Annotated in this window: 14 protein-coding genes, 1 pseudogene and 1 riboswitch; of the genes and pseudogenes, 9 read left to right on the top strand and 6 right to left on the bottom strand. The window is 56.9% G+C overall.

Going from position 1 to position 19,300, the window contains the following annotated elements:
• Position 1 precedes the first annotated feature (1 nt).
• From MJ923_RS17110 to MJ923_RS17095, 4 genes are all read left to right on the top strand, one after another.
• Positions 2–793 carry a DNA-binding protein gene (locus MJ923_RS17110; protein ID WP_240592126.1) on the top strand — a complete coding sequence of 264 codons (792 nt, stop codon included), beginning with the start codon at positions 2–4 and terminating at the stop codon, positions 791–793.
• The gene (locus MJ923_RS17105; RefSeq protein WP_240592125.1) at positions 793–1,008 is read left to right on the top strand and encodes a hypothetical protein; all 216 of its coding nucleotides are present in this window, start codon (positions 793–795) and stop codon (positions 1,006–1,008) included. The genes MJ923_RS17110 and MJ923_RS17105 overlap by 1 nt, the downstream gene beginning before the upstream one ends.
• Before the next feature lie 237 nt (positions 1,009–1,245).
• Positions 1,246–2,442 carry a cyclic di-GMP phosphodiesterase gene (locus MJ923_RS17100; RefSeq protein ID WP_240592224.1) on the top strand — a complete coding sequence of 399 codons (1,197 nt, stop codon included), beginning with the start codon at positions 1,246–1,248 and terminating at the stop codon, positions 2,440–2,442.
• Positions 2,443–2,546: 104 nt separating this feature from the next.
• Positions 2,547–2,873, top strand: coding sequence for a hypothetical protein (locus MJ923_RS17095; protein ID WP_240592124.1), 327 nt, complete (start codon positions 2,547–2,549; stop codon positions 2,871–2,873).
• Between the two features lie 33 nt (positions 2,874–2,906).
• Here MJ923_RS17095 and moeB read toward each other — a convergent pair whose 3' ends face one another.
• The 4 genes from moeB to MJ923_RS17075 form a co-directional block, all read right to left on the bottom strand.
• A complete protein-coding gene (moeB, locus tag MJ923_RS17090) occupies positions 2,907–3,671 on the bottom strand; it encodes a molybdopterin-synthase adenylyltransferase MoeB (protein WP_240592123.1) in 765 nt (254 codons plus the stop codon).
• A gap of 12 nt (positions 3,672–3,683) precedes the next feature.
• Positions 3,684–4,925, bottom strand: coding sequence for a molybdopterin molybdotransferase MoeA (gene moeA, locus MJ923_RS17085; protein ID WP_240592122.1), 1,242 nt, complete (start codon positions 4,923–4,925; stop codon positions 3,684–3,686).
• Between the two features lie 143 nt (positions 4,926–5,068).
• The gene (locus MJ923_RS17080) at positions 5,069–6,136 is read right to left on the bottom strand and encodes an efflux RND transporter periplasmic adaptor subunit (RefSeq protein WP_240592121.1); all 1,068 of its coding nucleotides are present in this window, start codon (positions 6,134–6,136) and stop codon (positions 5,069–5,071) included.
• Positions 6,133–9,210 carry an efflux RND transporter permease subunit gene (locus tag MJ923_RS17075; RefSeq protein ID WP_240592120.1) on the bottom strand — a complete coding sequence of 1,026 codons (3,078 nt, stop codon included), beginning with the start codon at positions 9,208–9,210 and terminating at the stop codon, positions 6,133–6,135. The genes MJ923_RS17080 and MJ923_RS17075 overlap by 4 nt, the downstream gene beginning before the upstream one ends.
• Positions 9,211–9,426: 216 nt before the next feature.
• Between MJ923_RS17075 and ftnA the strand changes: the two genes are divergently transcribed.
• The gene (ftnA, locus tag MJ923_RS17070; RefSeq protein ID WP_126169007.1) at positions 9,427–9,954 is read left to right on the top strand and encodes a non-heme ferritin; all 528 of its coding nucleotides are present in this window, start codon (positions 9,427–9,429) and stop codon (positions 9,952–9,954) included.
• 47 nt (positions 9,955–10,001) lie between these two features.
• Here the strand turns inward: ftnA and MJ923_RS17065 are convergent, their stop codons facing one another.
• Complete coding sequence (locus MJ923_RS17065) at positions 10,002–13,214, bottom strand: EAL domain-containing protein (protein WP_240592119.1); 3,213 nt, start codon at positions 13,212–13,214, stop codon at positions 10,002–10,004.
• Positions 13,215–13,535: 321 nt separating this feature from the next.
• Positions 13,536–14,204 (bottom strand): 3,4-dihydroxy-2-butanone-4-phosphate synthase, encoded by a 669-nt coding sequence (ribB, locus tag MJ923_RS17060; protein ID WP_240592118.1) that lies wholly within the window; start codon positions 14,202–14,204, stop codon positions 13,536–13,538.
• Positions 14,205–14,377: 173 nt separating this feature from the next.
• A riboswitch (FMN riboswitch) is annotated at positions 14,378–14,608 on the bottom strand.
• 230 nt (positions 14,609–14,838) lie between these two features.
• On the opposite strand from ribB, the gene MJ923_RS17055 reads away from it, so the two are divergent.
• The 4 genes and pseudogenes from MJ923_RS17055 (at position 14,839) to MJ923_RS17040 (ending at position 19,289) form a co-directional block, all read left to right on the top strand.
• Complete coding sequence (locus MJ923_RS17055; RefSeq protein WP_240592117.1) at positions 14,839–16,965, top strand: S9 family peptidase; 2,127 nt, start codon at positions 14,839–14,841, stop codon at positions 16,963–16,965.
• 121 nt (positions 16,966–17,086) lie between these two features.
• Positions 17,087–17,407 (top strand): annotated as a pseudogene (locus MJ923_RS17050) (GIY-YIG nuclease family protein); the annotation flags it as partial.
• Complete coding sequence (locus MJ923_RS17045) at positions 17,404–18,063, top strand: response regulator transcription factor (RefSeq protein ID WP_240592115.1); 660 nt, start codon at positions 17,404–17,406, stop codon at positions 18,061–18,063. The pseudogene MJ923_RS17050 and the gene MJ923_RS17045, both read left to right, overlap by 4 nt.
• Positions 18,060–19,289, top strand: coding sequence for a sensor histidine kinase (locus MJ923_RS17040; RefSeq protein WP_240592114.1), 1,230 nt, complete (start codon positions 18,060–18,062; stop codon positions 19,287–19,289). The genes MJ923_RS17045 and MJ923_RS17040 overlap by 4 nt, the downstream gene beginning before the upstream one ends.
• Positions 19,290–19,300 lie beyond the last annotated feature (11 nt).

Here is a 19,300-nt window from a genome sequence, read left to right as displayed (position 1 = left end):
CATGGCTTACCGCTATTTGATTGCGATTGATGACACCGACGATATTGGCACCCGTGGCACCGGAGATATTGCTACTGATATCGCCAATGCGTTGCTGGCCAGGTGCGGCGGCGAGGCGTCCTGGGTGTCGCGTCATCAGCTGTATGTACATCCGGATATTCCCTACACTTCCCACAACAGTGCCATGTGCTTTGTCTATGAGGGCGAGGCTGCGGCGGCGGCAATCGAGGCGATTGCCGTGGCTGTGCTGCATGCCGAGTCGGCGCCTGCCGCTGACCCCGGTCTTGCGTTTGTGTGTCTGGATGATTTTGCCGCCCAAGCCAAGCTTGTGGATTTTGGTCACAGCGCCAAGACCATGGTGCTGACCAAGGCTCAGGCCTACGCCCTTGCCAATACCCTGGGTGTGCATCTGTCTGAGCATGGCGGCACGGGTCAGGGGGTGATAGGTGCGTTGGCCGGGCTTGGGTTGTGGCTCGATGGTAACGATGGCAGGCTCAAGGGGCATTTTGATGTGGGTCAGGGTGTCTCTGTGCAAGCGGGCTCAGCCAAGGCAGGCGCCGGGAAAGGTGAGCATGCAGGCGAGGGCGTTGAATTGTCGGTGCGTGCGCTGCTGGCCAAAACCCGTGTCGATGCCGTGATAGACCTTGATGACCAGCCGCTGCCCGATGATGACCGGGTGCTTATTCAGGGCAAGCTCAAGGCGGTGCGCCGCCATGGCCGCAGTGCGATTTTGGTAAGCCGGGTCGATGGCGCGTGGCGTAATGCCCGTAAGCAGCAATTGAAGGACTATTAATGGACGCGTTCTTTGACATTCGCGATGGCCGTGCCTGGTTTCGTTTTGGGCAGGATCTCATCAAGGCCCGGCAGGCGGCGTCGGCCTGCGATGGCTTTTTGGCAGACGATGAAGATGAGCAGCAGGACGATGTGCTGACCTCCTGTCTCAATTGTGCCCATCGGCGCTGGAGTGTGGGCAGTTTTGAGTGCATGAAAAAACAGCAATTGAAATAATAATTAAGTATTTGATGTTATAAGGGTTGGCGCCTATATTTCCCCGTAAAACTCACTCCGCAGCACCGCCTTTCCAGTTTGAAATGTGGTGTGAGTTGCAATACCGTCATAAAATGCGTATTCCTGAATTGTTTACTAGGTCTTTTGTTGTATAAAGCAAAGATTCAGGCAAGCCATCAGTCTGTGGCTTAGGATTATAATTAGCACTTGATGGTGACAAACGGGGGAATTCACGCCATGGCCGATAAGGCGCCGGATACCAATCTCTTAAAACTGCCTGTCAGCAAACTGCTGCCGGGTATGTTTGTCACGGCCATCGATAATAACGGTAAGGTTGCCATCGCCAATGCGGGGCAAATCAAAAGCCGGGATACCATAGCTAAACTCAGCAAAAACGGCATTAAATCCGTGTGGGTGGACGTTGAGCGTTCGTCCGACGAATGCGGTCTGAAAAAGACCAATGGCGCTGCCGTTGAGGCAGATGCCACCCCCAAAGCGGCCAAGCCCAAAGCCAACCGTGAAGTGAGGCAAACCCAGGCAAAAAAGATTTTGGGCGAAGCCAAGGGGCTGATCCGCAAAGTATTGTCTGAAACCTTCGAAGGCAAAGCCATCGAGGTTGCCCCCTTTGAGGCGCTGGCAGACAACATGATTGAGTCAATCATGCTGGACGATGATGCACTCAAGTGCGTCTCGGCGCTGCGTGATAAAGACGCCTACCTGCTGGAACACTCGGTGAACGTGGCTTTTCTGCTGGTCACCTTCGGCAAATACCTCAAGCTCGACCGCGAGATGCTCAAGCAAATGGCCATCGGCGGCATTTTGCACGACATCGGCAAAATCAAGGTCGACTCCAAGGTGCTGCACAAGCCCGGCAAACTGACGCCGGAAGAATTTGAGCACATGAAGTTGCATCAGGTGTATGCCATTGATGTGATGGAAGAAGCCACAGGCCTGTCGCAAATATCCAAAGACGTGTGCCTGATGCACCACGAAAAGCTCGATGGCCGTGGTTATCCCAAGGGGCTCAAGGGTGATGAAATTCCGCTGCATGGCCGTATGTCCTGCATCGTGGATATTTTCGATGCCCTGACAGCTACCCGCTGTTACAAAGAGGCCATGAGTCCGGCGGCGGCCTTTAAAATTCTGCTCAGCCTCACCCCTTTCCACCTGGATACTGAGCTGGTGTACGAGTTTATCCGCTGTGTGGGTGTTTACCCTGTGGGCTCGCTGGTGGAATTGTCCGATGGCCGCGTGGGTATAGTGTGGGAGTCCAAAGACAGAGACGCGCTGCACCCGGTGGTGAAGTGCTTCTATTCGCTCAAGCACCGCCATTACACCGAAGTCACCTTCGTCGACTTGCTCAAGTCAGAGCTGCATATCGAGCGCGGTGTTTCCCCCTCCACCCTGGATGTGGACCCCAAACCCTTCTATTGATGCCGTGGGTGACGTTACATTTCGTCACCCATTTTCTGCTTGATCCCAAACACAAATCTGGTCATCTTCAACAGGTTACTGCCGCTGTTGTTGTAGGAGAGCAGATGTTCGGATTTCATACGCTCAAACTCACGTCCTTGCCTGAGCTGCCGGCCCGCACCGGAGTGCTCTATGTGTTACAGGAGCAGGGTGAGCCAAGGCGCCTTGGGGGCTTTGTGGCCCGGGAAGCCAAACGGTCACGCTGGATGTGGCTGTCGCTGGATAGCAAAGATAAAACCGACGAGCTGGCGCTGGTGCTGCTGAGGCTTTGTCGCCGTTACGGTATTCACAGTCTGGACATTAATGAGTCGCAGCACCCAAGGGCGGCGCTGCTTAAACGTCTTGCGGCCCTGGATGGCTGGGGTATCGAGGAGTGGTCGAGGCTGGGCTGAGTAAGAAACAGCCCTGCTGTTTTTATTCTCGCCTTAACTGGATGATGCGCCGCAAACACTGCAACCTGCTTGCTTTGGCAGTTTCATCTCGCGGATTTCCATGGTCATGGCATCCACCATCAGCAGACGTCCTGCCAGCGGTTTGCCCATACCGGTCAGCACCTTGATGGCTTCCACTGCCTGAATGCAGCCAATCATACCCACCACGGGCGCGAGAATGCCCGACTCAACGCAGGTCAGTTGCTGCTCGCCAAAAAGGCTGGAGAAGCACTGATAGCAGGGCGTATCGCCACGATAATCAAACACGCTGACAGTGCCTTCCATGCGAATGGCAGCACCGGACACCAGCGGCACCTTATGGTTAAAACAGGCCTGATTGAGCTGAGTGCGCACCGCCACATTGTCGGTGCAATCCAGCACCAATTGATGCTGCGCCACCAGTGCATCCATCTCAGGATCGTCCAGCACGGCGTTGATTGCTGTGACCTGCACATGGGGATTCAGCTCAGTCACGGCGACTTTGGCCGATTCCACCTTGCCCATGCCAATGCGGCTGTCGCGGTGCAACACCTGGCGTTGCAGGTTGGACAGCTCGACGGTATCGAAGTCCACCAGGGTCAGCTCGCCCACACCGGCCACTGCCAGATACTGAATCGCGGCGCAGCCAAGTCCACCGGCACCAATCACCAACACCTTGGCCTGCTTGAGTTTTTCCTGGCCGTCTATGTCCATCGCCTTGATGGAAATCTGGCGGCTGTAACGCAGCATCTCGCTGTCGCTGAGGATCTCTTCGGTCATCAAAATGGGTCCTTAATCCAGCACTGAATCAAAGGGTTCCACCAACACGGTTTCGCCTGCGGCGGTATCGCCTTGGAACTGGGCCAGATGCACGAAGCAGTTGGCCAGGCTCATGGAGGTGAGCATGCCTGAACCCTGACTGCCGGTGACCCGCACCGAGAGTCCGTTGGCATCGCGGCTTAAAATTCCGCGCTGATACTCCACCCGCCCTGGCTGTTTGCGAATAGGCGAGGCCAAAGTGGCTTCAATCAGCAGAGCCGGTTTTTGCGCCATGCCCTGCATCTTACGCAGCATGGGCCACACCAGCTTCTGGAAGGTCACCATGGAAGAGACCGGATTGCCGGGCAGACCGCAGAACAGTGCCTCGCCAATGCGGCCACAGGCAAAGGGTTTACCCGGTTTGATGGCGAGTTTCCAGAAGGTGATTTGTCCTTCTTCGCCGAGAATTTGTTTGGTGAAATCGGCCTCACCCACAGACACGCCGCCTGACGTGAGCACCACATCGGCACGGCTGGCGGCATCGCGGAAGGCCTGACGAATGGCTTCGGGACTGTCGGGGATCACCCCCAAATCGAGCCAATCCATGCTGGCTTTTTCCAGCAGGCCGCGAATGGAGTAGCGATTGGAGTCATAAATCTGCCCCGGTGCCAGCTCGCTGCCCACCGGGCGCAGCTCGTCTCCGGTCGAAAAGAACGCCACCCGCAGCTTGCGGTACACCCGCACCTGACTGACGCCAACGGTAGCCAATACGCCCAGCTCTGCCGCTCGGATGCGGGTCCCTGAGGTGAGCACCTTGTCACCGGCGCTTAGCTCTTCGCCGCGGCTGCGCACATTGGCGCCTTTGGCCTTGGGGGCCTGAATGCGGATTTGCTCGCCATTGGCCTCGGTTTCTTCCTGCATCTGTACTGTGTCGCAGCCAGTGGGCACAGGGGCGCCGGTCATGATGCGTACACAGTGTCCGGGCTTGAGTTCACCATGGAATGGGTGACCGGCAAAGGCATTGCCGGCAAGTGTCAGCACGCCCTTGTGGGCGAGCAGCTCATCGAAGCGGAAGGCATAACCATCCATGGCGGAGTTGCTGAACGGTGGCAGGTCAATCTGGCTGGCCAGATCTTCGGCCAGCACCCGACCCAGGGCGTCGGTGAGCGGCACCACTTCGGTGTAATTGATGGTGTTGACCTGGCTCAGGAGTTGAACGATGGCGTCGTCCGGGTGCATCAGTCCCGGTTTGCTGCAAGGGTCTTGGCTGTGCATTCAGGTTCTCGGTCATTGGCGAATGTGGGTAACAAGCGGCCATTATGCCATGTCCTGAGGGGATAACTGTATGATCTGGGCAGGCAAAAATGTGCTTGAGCGCAAGTTTGCCTGCCCAAGGGGGCCACAAGTGGCTGGCAGGCTTATTTCACCGCGGCTATCGCCTGGCTTTTACCCGGGCGGATGCTGAGTTTCATGCCGTCGCTCAAGGTTTCGGCGCCGCGTACCACAACCTGATCGCCGGGGCTCAGCTCGCCTTCCACCGCAATCCAGGGACCTTCGCCGTCGCCCAGGGTCACCGGAATGCGCTCGGCGGTTTGTTCGCTGCTTACCCTGAACACGGCCGCGCCGCTGGAGCGCAGCACCAGCGCATCACGTGGCACCAGGGTGGTGAGGGTGGCCGGTGCTATCGGCAGTGCCATCGATACCAGCTCGCCTATGTTGATTATTTGGGCCATCTCGTCGGGCAAATCCAGCCGGGCCTCGAAGGTTTGGCTGCGCACGTCTGACACAGGGATCAGGCTGCGAATACGGGCGCTGAACTCCCCCTGGCTGTGATACACCCTGAGGTCGTTACCCACATTCACCCGGCGGCTGTGCTTAAGCGGCGCGTGCAGTCGCAGCTCCAGATGATCCGGGTCTGTGATGGTTAATACGGGTTCCGCCGGGCCTATGTCTTCACCGGCCTGATGCTGGCGGGCAATCACAATACCATTGAATGGCGCCTTGAGCTGGGTGCGGCTCAGGTTGTCGCGGATGATATCGAGCCGCACCTTGGCCAGGGTCAGGTTGCTCTTGGCCAGGTCGCGGTCGGAGCGGGTATCGTCAAGCTCGGTGCGGGAAATACTCTGGCTGCCCGCGAGTCGCTCCAGCCGCTCCAGGTTGCGTTCCAGTCGGCTCAGGGTAATTTGCTCACGTTCAACCAGCGCCTGCTGCTCTGCCAGTTGCAGCTTGAGCTGGGTGTCTTCCAGTCGGGCAACGGTTTCACCGCTGTTGACCCGGATGCCGGGCTCCATCACCCATTCGAGTTTGCCGGATACTCCCGGCGTTAGTTCGGCAATGCTGCGGCTGTGCACTGTGCCCACCACCATCAGCTTGGGCGACAGCGGTCGTTGTTCGACGCTGGCCACGCCAACGGTGCGTTCATCGGCGCCATGGGCGCTGCTCAGGGCAAGGCCAAGCAGCAAGCCGGTCAGGATGGCAGGTTTCATTGGGTTACCTCATTCAGTACGGGCGTAGTGGCCTTGGGGCTGCCGGCAAGACGCAGCAGACTTGGCATCAACAGCAGGGTAAACAGCGCCGAGAAGGTCATGCCCCCCACAATCACGGCGGCAAGGCCACGATAGATTTCGCTGCCTACCCCTGGCACCAGCATCAGTGGCAACATGCCGAAGATGGAGGTGAGGGTGCTCATGTACACCGGCCTGGCCCGGGTGGCAATGGCATCGGCAATGGCATCGTCCAGAGTCATGCCGTCGCGGCAGCCCTGACGGGTTTGGTCGACCAGCAAAATAGCGTTGTTGACTACCAGTCCCAGCAGGATGATAAAGCCAATCATGGTGAGCAAATCCAGACTCTGGAAGCTAAACAGGTTCAGCAGTCGCAGGCTCAGCACCCCACCGCAAATGGCCAGTGGCATTGACAGTATCACCAGCAGGCTGTCTTTGACGGACTTGAACAGCGCTGCCATCAGCAGGAACAGAATGATCACGGCCATCAGGAAGTTGGTGCCCATCTGGGTGATGGTATGGCTGAGACGGTCGGCCACCCCCCGGAACGCCAGCGAGCCTTCGGCGGGCAACAGGGAGCGGATTTTATCCAGAGTATCGTTGTTAAGTTGCTCCATGGCTTCATCCATGGACAAATCCTGGGGCGGGATGACCAACAGCGAAATCGCTCGGCGGCCGTTAACCCGTTGCAGCTGGGTCGGCCCCACGGTACGGGAGATGCGCGCCAGCTCGCCCACGGTTTGCACCCCGGCGCCCTGAGTAAATACAGGGGTGGCGGCGAGCTGCTCTGGGTACTCCCAGGTTGGTCCTTTCAGCAGTACGTCCATGCGCTCGTTGCCGTCGAAGTATTCCCCCACCCACAAACCCGAGGTGTAGGCGCGAATGGCGTTGGCAATCTGGCTGCGGTCGGCGCCAGCCTGAGCCAGCCGATGCTCATCGGGAATGAGCTGCAGCTCCGGCTGCGCCAGACTCAGCCCGGGGATTGGCCGCACCACGGCGCCCGGCAGAGCCTCGCTGATGATGGGCATGGCGGCGGAGGCCACTTCCATCAATTGCTCCATGTCAGAGCCAATCAGGTCGATATTGATGGCGCGGCCGCCGTTAAAGCCAAAGTTCAGCAGGGTGCTGCGGCTGGGGAAGGCCTGAGTATCCGGCAGGTCTTTAAGGATTTCGCTGCGAAGCAGCCCTATCATTTCTTCGATGCGGGTTGGATCCTCTGGGTAGATAAACAGCACATTAAAGGTGCCGTACACCGAGAAGTTGTAGCCCTTGATATAAGGCTGTTTTTCCTTGTCGTAATAGGGTTTCAGGCGACTGATCAGCAAGGTGCCAAGCTCGGCCTCCATGGCTTCGATATTGGCGCCGGGCGGCAGGGAGAAGAAGGTAAAAATGCCATCGCCGCTGGCCTGGGGCAGAAAATCGACCCGCGGCATCAACACCAGACTCACCGCGCTGGTGCCCACAATCAGCAGCGCACACCAAAAGCTTGCCAGTTTGCGGCTGTGGGTGAGCTTGCCAATCCAGGCGGCCAGTGGTCGCCAATAGTCCTTGCCTTGAGCAGGGTTGGCTTTGACCTTCCACACCATGTTGAGCATGGGAATAATGCTGATGGCGCTGAGAAAAGATGACACCACCGCCACCGAGAGAGTCAGCGCCAGATCGGAAAACAGCTGCCCCTCCACTCCGGGCATAAAGAGCACCGGCAGGAAGATGGCCACAGTCGTGGCGGTGGAAGCGAGCAGGGCACCCTTAACCTGGGCAGTACCTGTAAGCACCGCCTCGGCAAGCGCCATTCCCTGCTGGCGCAGCCGCACTATGTTTTCCTGCACTATGATGGCCGCATCCAGCACCAGTCCCACCGCGAAGGCCAGCCCGGCGAGGGAAATAATATTGAGGGTGCGGCCCATGGCTTCCAGAGTGATAAAGGCCACCAACAGCGCCACCGGAATGGTCACGCCAATCATCAGGGTGGCGCGCATATCCCGCAGGAAGGCATACAGGATCAGCAAAGCCAACAGCACCCCAATCCCCAGATTACCTTTCACCAACAGAATGGCGCGCTTGATGTGAATCGATGCATCGAACGACAGCTCTATGGTCAGCCCCTGAGGGTTGAGCACCTCACGGTTCAGATCGGCGATGGCCTGATTAACCCCATCAAGTGCCACCACAGTGTTGGCATCGAAGGTGCCCTGCAAGGTGATGTAATAGGCCGGGAAGCCGTTGCGTTTGGTAAAGCCGCGCTGCTCCGTGGTGGTTACCCGGATTTCGGCCAGCTCGTGCAGATACACAGGGCGGCCGTTGTTGTAGGCCACAATCAGTTGGCCCAGGGTTTCAGGCTGGTATTGGCCTGCAAAGCGCACCGTGTACTCGCGTCTGCCTACCTTGGCGGTACCGCCGGAAATATCGGCGGCGCGGGAAATGGTCGAGCGCAGCTGATCGAGGGTGATACCCAGCGCTGCGGCGCGGAAGGGGTCAAATTCTATGTGCAGCTCTTTGGGAAGACGGCTTTGCAGCTGCACCGCACCAACGCCTGTGACCTGACGCAGCCTGGGTTCCACCAGATCGTCAATCAGCTTTTGGTAACGCGACAGGTCGGTCTCGGGGTTGTCCGGCAGGGTGTAAATCAGCAGCGATGCCAGATTGGGTGTACCGCCGTTGCCACCGCCCACATTGATAAAGGGCTCGCCGGCGTCCAACGGCCTTGGCGGGGTTTGATTGAGAGCGTTGATGACGTTAATCATCGCCTCCTGCATATTGGTACCCACATCGAAGGTGAGGGTGATGCCACCAAAGCCCTGGGAAATATTGGAGGTCATTTCAGTGACCCCGGGCACCTGGCGCAGCACATTTTCCTGCGGCTCTATGATGTTGGATTCCATCTCCTGCGGCGCTGCTGCGCGCCAGTTGTTAAACACGGAGATTTGCGGCTGCTCAATGCTGGGCAGCAGTTGCACCGGCAGTTTGGCAATGGCCAGCAGACCAAACATCAGAATTAGCATCAAAGCAACTGTGGTGGCAGCCGGGTTGCGGGTGCTGGTGTGGGTCAGGTTCATGGCTGGGGCCGGTTGTTTCAGGCATGCTGCGAAGCATAATAGGCAGATGTAAACAGAACATGAGCCAATGGTAAGTAAATGTAAGCGCCATAAGCATCAGAATGATAAGTGTTACTATTTGAAAATCATTGATTTAGGTAAATTTTGTTGATCTTTTGCAGCGGGTTGAGGACAATGCCGCGACGTAAAAATAACCCGAAAGATGAAGGACGAACCATGTTGGCAGCCACAATGATCGACAAGCTCAACGAGCAGATTAACCTCGAATTTTTCTCATCCAACCTCTATCTGCAGATGAGCGCCTGGTGTGAGGACAAAGGATTTGAAGGGGCGGCCCACTTTATGCGTGCCCATGCCGATGAGGAAATGGGTCATATGCGTCGTCTGTTCACCTACGTGAGTGAAACCGGTGGCCTGCCGCTGATTGGCACCATTGAAGCGCCCCGTGCTGACTTCACTTCGCTGCTGTCGCTGTTCGAATACACCTACGAGCACGAGCAGACCATTACCCGTAAAATAAATGAATTGGCCCATGCGGCCTTCACCAGCCATGACTACTCCACGTTCCACTTCCTGCAGTGGTACGTGGCCGAGCAGCACGAAGAAGAAAAGCTGTTCAAGAGCATAGTGGACAAAATCCGCCTGGTAGGTGAAGACGGCAAGGCACTGTTCTTTATCGATAAAGACCTGGAAATGCTGGCCACCAAAGAAGCCGAAAGCATTATGAAGCCTGCCGCCGTTTAAGCGGTAATGGAATCAAAAAAAGCGGCCCGGTGGCCGCTTTTTTTGATTCAGATATTCATGGAGTCGAAGTGGCCTCGGCGCTGATCCAGGCGCTCATTGAGCCAGAGGGTCAGTTCGTCAAACGCCAGCGGTTTGGAGATATAAAAGCCCTGGCCATAGTCGCTGCCAAGCATCTGCAAAAACGCCTGCTGCTGTTCGGTTTCTATGCCTTCTGCTACCAGCTTCATCCCCAGCGACTTACCCATATGCACAATGGCCCGGATAAGGTTGGCATCTGAGTCGCAGCCGGGCAGCTGCTCCACAAAGCTCTTGTCTATCTTGATAACTGAGATGGGGAATTTCTTCAAATAACTCAATGAAGAATAGCCGGTGCCAAAGTCATCCAGATAGATGGCGCAGCCCAAATCGCGGATGCGGCCCAGTACTTCGAGGCAATGATTACTGTCGTCCATCAACATGCTTTCGGTGATTTCCACATGCAAATGGCGCGGCGCTACGCCGTGGCGCGACAGAGCGCCTCTGAGCTGCTCTTCCAGCGACAGCCCCTTGCTTTCGCACTGACAGGCCGACACATTGATGGCCACACTCAAACCGTGCCCCATGGCATGCAGGCGCGACAGGTCGCAAAGCGCCTTGTCTATCACCCAATTGCCGATGGCGTGCATCAGCCCCATATCCTCGGCGACCGGAATAAAGCGCGCAGGAGATATCAGCCCCTTGTCCGGATCCTGCCAGCGGATCAGAGCTTCAATGGCGGTGATGTCACCGGTTTTAATGTCCATGACCGGCTGATAATGCAGTAAAAACTCATCCCGGCTCACGGCGCGGCGCAGCGCCTGCTCCATGGCGAGCCGTTCCACCATCGCCTGATTCATCTCGGGAGTGAAGTATTTGAAGTGGCCGCGACCATCGTCCTTGGCGCCATAGAGGGCGGTTTCGGCATTGCGCAGCAGGGTTTCCACATCCAAACCATCCTGGGGATAAATACCTACCCCCAGACTGGCGGACACATCGACGCTGGCGCCGTGCAACACAAAGGGCTCGCTGAGCCCGGCGAGGATCCGCTTGGCTTGCTGCTCGACACTGGATTCCTGCGCCAATCTTGGCAGCACTATCACAAACTCATCGCCGCCGATGCGGGCCAAAAAGTCGGTGGAGCCCAAAATCTGCTGCAGTCGTTCAGCCACGGCTTTCAGCAGCAGATCGCCCGAGTCGTGGCCCTGAGTGTCGTTGACGAATTTGAACCTGTCCAAATCCAGTACCATCACCGCCAGCTTGCGGGAGTCGTGGCGCGCCATCTTGATTTCATGGCCCAGACGCTCCGATAGCAGCTTGCGGTTGGGCAGATCGGTAAGGGTGTCAAAATTGGCTTTGTACCAGATGTCCTGCTCGTACTGCTTGCGACGGCTGATGTCCATAAACAGGCCAATGTGCTGCACTATGCGGCCCTCGTCGTCGCGCACCAGGGTGATGGCGAGGTACTCGGGATACACCTGGCCGTCCTTGCGGCGGTTCCAGATTTCTCCTTCCCATTTGCCCGTGGTGCGCAGCGATTCCCACATGGCGTCGTACAGGTGGGCTGGATTGCGGTGGGAGCTGAGAATGGACGGGTTGCGGCCTTTGACTTCCTCGAGACTGTAGCCGGTAATTTGGCTGAAGGCGGGATTGACCAATTCGATATGGTTGTCGGCATCGGTCACCATAATGCCTTCGGCGGAATACTCGAATACGGCAGCGGCACGCCCCAGCTCCTGGCGATACTTCTTGCGCTCTTTGAGCATCTTGTTCATGGCCTCGGCCATGCGAGCAATCTCGTCCGAGCCCTTGGTTTTGATGGTTAACTCCAGCCTGGGATCATCGGCCATCTTCTGCATGTCGGTGGCAATGCTCTCAATTTTTCCCATAAAGCTGGCGATGATTTTGCGCCCCAGCAGCAGGGATATCAGCAGGGTGAGTGCGGCGGCTAGACTGTAAATACTGATAAATAACAGCGCCATGCGCATCTGATGGCGACTCAGTTCTTCAATATTGCCGCTGATCTGATGGCCTAGATCATGCAGCATACCAATACGCTCACTGGCCAGATCCCACCACAGGGACGCCGCCACCGGCGGTGCTGGATACTTCAGCTGCTCAAGCGCCCGCATCATGGGACCGTCGTCCACCTGCACCAGGGCATCCACCGCCCGCACGTTCAGGCCCTGAAGGTTAAGCTCGCGCACCCGCTGCAAATAGGTGTGATAGCTGAGGGTGGTGGCGCGAATATCCTGCAGTGCCTTGCGCTGGATATGGCTTAAGTGTTTGTTGGATTCCAGCTGTGCCAGCAACTGGTTGATGCGTTGCCAGTCGGCGTTGAAGGCATCGGCATAGGCCTCGTCACCGCGCAGCAAATAGTTTTTGAAATGATGGATAAGGCCGCCGTAACCAAGCCCGGCACTGAGTTCCCAGGCGAGCTGGCTAATCTGACGCTGCTGGTCGAGCAGCAGCCGGATTTCTTTCACCTGCTGGTTTTGCAATGTGGATTGCAGCCGCAGGAACAGCAGCCGGTGCTCGTTCTCAAAGGTGTCCTGCGCCAGACCCATGGCGTGGGCCTGCTCGAGGATCAGCGCCTGTAGCGGCTGCATCGCCGCCAGCTCCAGTGAGTCTGAGCTGAGCAGATTATTGAGCAGGCCCCGCTCGCGGGCTGCCAGCTCCTGGATCCTTTGAGCCAGCAGCAGGTCGGAATAGGCCCGCGACTGCACCGCATCATTGGTCTGATGTTGCAGCTGGTTCACCAGCAGCAGGAGTTCATCGTTGAAGGCGTTGAAAAAAGCGCGTTCGTCCATACGCCGCTCCTGCAGCAGCTTCTGGCGAATAAGGGTGAGACGATTGGCGCTTTTTTTGATGTTGGCGAGGCATTCATCGAACAGCTGCCGGTCGATTTCTTCAAGCCCAGAAAGTAACTTGGCGAGCGGATCGCTCTGGATTAACTGGCGGTAGTGCAGGTCGGTAATGGATTGCTGGGCGTTGAGATCTTTGGCCGTGGTGGAGGGGTGGTCGCTCAGCCAGTTGAGGCTCAGGCCGCGCTCTTTTTGCAGTTCGTAAATCAGGTCGCTGACTTGATTGCTGACCTGAATCGCCATGGCGTTGCGGTGGGCGGTGAGAAATTCCTGATGCAGACCCCAGGCGCGGACAATACCGAATACCGCCAGCATGACAATAGGCAAAACGGCAAACAGGATCAGTTTTTGTCTCAGGCTGTAGTCGTGCAGCGACACCATGTGTAAAAGAGCCCCATCTTGGATTGTAATCGCACCTCTTTACTTCCCTGTGAGAGCGTTTGGTCGGCAAGATTTAGCACAGCGAAAATTGAGCGGCTAACCTTAATTCATCGATTTCTAATCCAGGTCACAAAAGGCAGACAAAAAACTGATTTTTTGGGGTTGGTGTACGGTAATGGGCTGAAAAAAGGCGACATTGAGTCGCCTTCGTGGTGGGTGTGCTGTTTAAAACTCAAGCAATTGCGGGGCTGGCTTTCGCCGCGCGGCTAAGGCATTGGCCGCCACATAATATGCTGTGGCACCCGCGGCCCCGCACTTCACTCAGGCGCTTTTTGCCAGCAGGGCTTCGCGATATTGCACCAGATCTTCAATGGACAGCACCGGCATCTGGTGGCGCTGACCAAAGGCGACTATTTCGGGCAAACGGGCCATGGTGCCGTCGGCGTTGGTGAGTTCGCACAGTACGCCAAAGGGCTTAAGACCAGCCAAGCGCATCAGGTCAACCGTGCCTTCGGTGTGGCCGCGACGACCCAGTACCCCGGCCGGATGAGCCCGCAGTGGATACACATGCCCCGGGCGCGCTAGGTGCTCAGGTCTGGCACCGTCGGCAATGGCGGCCTGGATAGTGGTCACCCGATCGGCAGCCGACACACCCGTGGTAACCCCGTGTTTGGCTTCGATACTCACGGTAAAAGCGGTGCCGTATTGGCTGCTGTTGTCTTCCACCATTGGCGGCAGCTCCAGCTGTTTAACCCGCTCATCGGTGAGGCACAGGCACACAATGCCGGAGCATTCGCGGATCAACATGGCCATTTGCGCCGCCGTCAGACTCTCGGCAGCAAAAATCAGGTCGCCTTCGTTTTCGCGATCTTCATCGTCAACCACCAACACACCCTGACCGTTTCGAAGGGCAGATAAGGCCGCTTCGACCCGCTCAATCGGGTTGCCGTATTGCGCCAGCAAAGAAGGGTTTGATTGAAACTGATCCATAATAAATTCCTTAACATCATTGATTTATTGGATCAGGGCACAGAAAGACATGTCGGATTGCTGGCAAGAGCAACCGACAAGAGGTGAGGTACGGCTACGCCGCCGCTATGCATGTTTGCGGCAAGCAATAACCCCCGGCCAGCCAAAGGCAGACGGGACAACCGAACCTGTTTCACCATTCTCTCCCATCCGGACTGAGCCCCTGAATGAAAGGTGCAGCCACAGCTCACCTTTCGGGACAACACCGTCGGCTCCGGAATGGCAGCATGGCTGCGTCACCGGATCTGCTGACCCTGCGCGAAACTTGGCTCGCAGGCGCTCGCGGGCTTTGAGGAGTTGTGCTGTAAAATCACGACCCTTCATCTACCGCCGGTGGGGAGTTTCACCCCGCCCTGAGAATGTATGCCGCCACCTGGATGACAGCGGCGATATTGTCCTACTAAGCCCGGGCTGAGTCCAGTTTCTCTTTGACGCCGTTGCTATGCCTGTCTTGCAAATCACACGACGTGGCAGCACTATGATCCGCAACAACAAAAAAGAATCTACAACAACAAAAAACGTCGGGGCAGGCGCCCTTTGCTACCATGAGCCCGCCAGAAATCCCTGAGTACAGTTTCAGCCAAGGAATGCAATTATGAAGCCTAACGCCTTGATAGCAGGAGTATGTTTATTTATGTCTGCTTGCAGTCATCACAACGCCCAGGCGCCTGAAGCCGCTGACGCCCCCTTTGCCAACAAGGTGCCTCACACCATGGCGCTGCATGGTGTCAGTCGCACCGACAATTATTATTGGCTCAGGGATGATAAGCGTGAAAGCCCCGAGGTTCTGGCGTATCTGAACGCCGAGAATGCCTATGCCAAGGCACGCATGAGCGGCTGGACGGCCTTGAAAGACACCCTGTTCGATGAGATGAAATCGCGACTGGTGAAGGATGACAGCTCGGTGCCTTATCGCTGGAAGGGGCACTATTACTACCGCCGGGTCGAAGGCGAGCGGGAATACCCCATCATTGCCCGCAAGGTGTCGCTCGATGCTCCGGAGCAGGTGCTGCTGGACGCCAATGAACGTGCCGCCGGGCACGAGTTTTACTCCCTTGGCCGAACTACCATCAGCGAAGACGGCAAGCTGCTGGCCTTTGGCGAAGATACCTTAAGTCGCCGCATTTACCGTATTTATATCAAAGACATTGCCACTGGCGCCTTGCTTGACGATGTGCTGGAAAACACCGAAGGCGAAGCCATCTGGGCCAACGATGGCCAGCACCTGTTTTACATCGCCAAAGATCCGCAAACCCTGCTGGGTTATCAGGTATTCCGCCACAAGTTAGGCACGCCCCAAAGCGAAGATGTGCTGGTGTATGAAGAGGTGGACGACAGCTTCTATATCGACCTTGGCAAGAGTCTGGATGGCAGCCAAATTCTGCTCTATCACCAAAGCACCACCACCAGTGAAGTGCAGCTGCTGGATGCCAATGCGCCTCTTGGCGAGTTTGTACCTTTCCTGCCACGGGAAGAAGACCATGAGTATTCGATTACCAAGCTTGGCGACACCTACTATGTGCTCACCAACTGGCAGGCGACCAATTTCCGTTTGATGGCGGTCGATAAGGCCCATACTGCCGACAAATCCAGGTGGCGTGAGGTATTGCCTTACGATGAAGCGGTACGGATTGAAGATGTGCTGGTGCTCAAGTCGGCACTGGTACTGCAAACCCGTGAGGCGGGTAAAACCCATATCCGTATCTATCAGCCCGATGGCACTGCGCCCACTGAAATCGAATTCGATGAAGCGGCCTATGTCACCTGGCTGGGGATGAATCCGGAGCAGGATTCAACTCTGGTGCGGTTTCACTATTCCAGCCTCACCACGCCGGACTCCACCTTTGATTACAACCTGAGTACCGGCAAGCGCGAACTGAAAAAGCAGCTGCAGGTGCCGGGCTTTGAAGCCGGGGCGTATCAGAGTGAGCGGTTGATGTTGCCTGCGCGGGACGGCACCCTGGTGCCTGTGTCTGTGGTGTACCGCAAAGACAAGTTCAACAAAGATGGCAGCAATCCGCTGTATCAATATGGCTATGGCGCCTACGGCAGCGTGGTCGACCCTGACTTTTCGCTGTCGGCCCTGAGTCTGCTTGACCGGGGCGTGGTGTACGCTATTGCCCACGTCCGGGGCGGCGAAATGCTCGGGCGCCCCTGGTACGACGCCGGCCGCATGTTCAACAAGATAAACAGCTTTACCGACTTTATCGATGTGACCGATGGCCTGGTCAAACTGGGTTACGGCGCCAAAGATAAGGTGGTAGCCAGCGGTGCCAGTGCCGGCGGCTTACTGATGGGCGCCGTGGCCAATATGGCGGGTGAAAAGTACCTGGCCATCAACGCAGGCGTACCCTTTGTGGATGTGGTAACCACCATGCTGGATGAGTCGATTCCACTGACCACCAACGAATATGACGAGTGGGGTAACCCCAATGAAAAGCCCAGCTTTGACTATATGCTGAGCTACTCTCCCTACGACAATCTGGCCCGTAAAGCCTATCCACACATGCTGGTGACTACGGGGCTGCACGATTCTCAGGTGCAGTATTTTGAGCCGGCCAAATGGGTCGCCAAGCTGCGTGACTATAAGACCGACAGCAACGAACTGCTGCTGGTGACCGATATGGAAGCGGGCCACGGCGGTAAGTCCGGCCGCTACCGCCAGTTTGAAGATATGGCGCTGGAGTATGGCTTCTTCCTGCATCACTGGGGGCTTGAGTGATAGACAGTTGGCAGCGGTATTCGGATGCAGGGCACGGCGGCGAGTCGGGTTGTTATTATCGCCAGTTTGCAGATATGGCGCTGGAGTACGTTTTCAACCTGCATCACCGGGGGCTTGAGTGAGCCAGAGCTGGCAGCTGTACATCATCCGCTGTGGTGGGGGTGAGCTTTACACCGGCGTGACCACAGATGTGGCGCGCCGCTTCGGTGAACATCAGGGCGGCGGCCCCAAGGCGGCCAAATATTTGCGTGGTCGAGGGCCGCTTTCTCTGGTTTATCAGGAGCATGTTGGCAGTCGCGGCGATGCGCTGCGGCGCGAACTGGCGGTGAAAAAACTGTCCAGGGTCAGCAAGGAAGCCCTGATAGCCTCAGGGGCTGGCAGCGGGAACCTAAGTGCAAATGCCGTATCTAATTCGGAAAAGGTTACCGAGGGCGCCGAGTGAAAATTCTGCTGGTGGAAGACAACGCCGACATTGCGGCATCTCTGGCTGAAGAGTTGTGTGATAACGACTGGGACTTTGCAATCAATGGATTACAAGGTCTTAGGTTAGCGCAGTCGAACAATTACGATTTGATCCTGCTGGATTTGAACCTGCCCGGCATGGATGGTCTGGCGCTGTGCAAGCGCCTGCGGGACGGCGGCGTCAATACGCCTGTCATCATGCTCACCGCCCGCGACACCCGTGAAGATCTGCTCGATGGCCTGCGCGCCGGCGCCGATGACTACCTGATTAAACCTTTCGATCTGGACGAGCTCAGGCTCAGGATTGATGCCGTGGTGAGACGCTGTTCCGGCGCAGGTTTCTCCAAGTCATTAACCTATAAAGATATTGAGCTGGATTTACGCAGCCATAAAGCCTACCGCGCCGGTGAAGAACTGTTATTGCCGCCGGTGTGTTTTGCGCTGCTGACCTGCCTGATGCGCCACCCCGGCGAGCTTATCGGCCGCGAAGTGCTGGAGCGGGCAGTCTGGCCCGAAGGCCCGCCCGATGACGATATTTTGCGAAAGCACATTTATCTGCTGCGGCAAAAACTCGATAAACCCTTTACCGAAAAGCGGATCCACACCCAGGCCCGCAAAGGATACCGGCTGCTGTGAATGCCAATATCGAACAGAAGATTAACCGCAGCTTTATGATTGGCGCTGCGGTGCTGCTGGCCTGTTATGCACTCTTGATTGAATACGGCATCCATGCGCTGGAAAACCACCTCAGTGGCGCTTTTTTGCAGACGGTTGCTCCCCAGCTGATCGATGCCTATGAACATGGCGCCTTATCGCCCTCCGATGAGGCGCAGATCCAGCTTTTGCCATCGCTGCCTGCCGAACTTGCCGCCCAGCTACCATCCAGTGAGCCCGGGCTTTATAACCTGCGTCACCCCAACATTGATGTGGAATTTAACGTGCTGGTGGTGGCCCGGGAGGCTGGGCATCTGTATCTGGTGCAGCGCCCGGATTTGTTTGAATTGGAAGGTTGGCAGGACTTTTTGCTCGATACCCTGCTGATTGGCGGCGGTGCGGCCTTGCTGCTGCTTTCAAGCCTGTACATCCGCAGCACAGCAAGGCGCATCGGTAAACCTTTTGGCAGCCTGGCGCAGCATCTGGAACGCGGCAGTCTGGAAACCGGCAATGAGGCATTGCAGCCGATCCCCCTTGCCGACGATACCCACGAATACGTGGCGCTGGTCAACGCCCTGAATCAAAGCCATGCGCGGGTAAAGCAGGCGCTGGCGCGGGAGAAAAACTTCACCCATTACGTCAGCCATGAATTCCGCACGCCGCTGACGGTACTCAAGCTGGCCCTTGGCAAGATGGCGCAGAAGGATGCGCCGCCGATGCAGCGTGCCCAGCGGGCGGTGCAGCAAATGGAGAACCTGGCCAGTGTGCTGTTGCTGCTGGCCCGCAAGACAGAACGCAAAGATGGCCGCTGCCTGTTGGACGAGGCGTTTTTGGCGCCTTTGCTTGAGCGTCTTGCTACCCGCAGGCAAAGCAGCGCCGCCGATTTTGCCATGCGGGTACAGCCCTGCGAGCTTGATGCCCACCCACTGCTGGTGAGCTGCCTGATTGAAAATCTGCTGGCCAATGCCTTTATACATAGCGTGGGGGCCAGGGTACTCCTGAGTGTGGATACCAGTGGCCTGCTGATCTCCAACCTGGGCGGAGAAACCATAGACCATGGGGAAAGCCATGGCATAGGGCTTATCCTGGTGGAGGACATTTGCAAGCGCTATGGCTGGCAGTTTTCCATCGAAATGGCCCCGAGTGAAGTGGTGGCCCGGGTGCTATTCAACAAAAGTATGACGGATGTGGACACTTCATTGACATAAGCAGCGATATG

The organism is Shewanella zhuhaiensis, assembly GCF_022484835.1.
Classification (GTDB): domain Bacteria; phylum Pseudomonadota; class Gammaproteobacteria; order Enterobacterales; family Shewanellaceae; genus Shewanella; species Shewanella khirikhana.
The sequence above is the reverse complement of the archived record's forward strand: the minus strand, read 5'-3'. Positions and strand labels throughout refer to the sequence as shown.

Coding starts and splice junctions, on each gene's coding strand:
- MJ923_RS17110 (WP_240592126.1), top strand. CDS start 2: ATGGCTTACCGCTATTTGATTGCGATTGATGACACCGACGATATTGGC.
- MJ923_RS17105 (WP_240592125.1), top strand. CDS start 793: ATGGACGCGTTCTTTGACATTCGCGATGGCCGTGCCTGGTTTCGTTTT.
- MJ923_RS17100 (WP_240592224.1), top strand. CDS start 1,246: ATGGCCGATAAGGCGCCGGATACCAATCTCTTAAAACTGCCTGTCAGC.
- MJ923_RS17095 (WP_240592124.1), top strand. CDS start 2,547: ATGTTCGGATTTCATACGCTCAAACTCACGTCCTTGCCTGAGCTGCCG.
- moeB (WP_240592123.1), bottom strand. CDS start 3,671: ATGACCGAAGAGATCCTCAGCGACAGCGAGATGCTGCGTTACAGCCGC.
- moeA (WP_240592122.1), bottom strand. CDS start 4,925: ATGCACAGCCAAGACCCTTGCAGCAAACCGGGACTGATGCACCCGGAC.
- MJ923_RS17080 (WP_240592121.1), bottom strand. CDS start 6,136: ATGAAACCTGCCATCCTGACCGGCTTGCTGCTTGGCCTTGCCCTGAGC.
- MJ923_RS17075 (WP_240592120.1), bottom strand. CDS start 9,210: ATGAACCTGACCCACACCAGCACCCGCAACCCGGCTGCCACCACAGTT.
- ftnA (WP_126169007.1), top strand. CDS start 9,427: ATGTTGGCAGCCACAATGATCGACAAGCTCAACGAGCAGATTAACCTC.
- MJ923_RS17065 (WP_240592119.1), bottom strand. CDS start 13,214: ATGGTGTCGCTGCACGACTACAGCCTGAGACAAAAACTGATCCTGTTT.
- ribB (WP_240592118.1), bottom strand. CDS start 14,204: ATGGATCAGTTTCAATCAAACCCTTCTTTGCTGGCGCAATACGGCAAC.
- MJ923_RS17055 (WP_240592117.1), top strand. CDS start 14,839: ATGAAGCCTAACGCCTTGATAGCAGGAGTATGTTTATTTATGTCTGCT.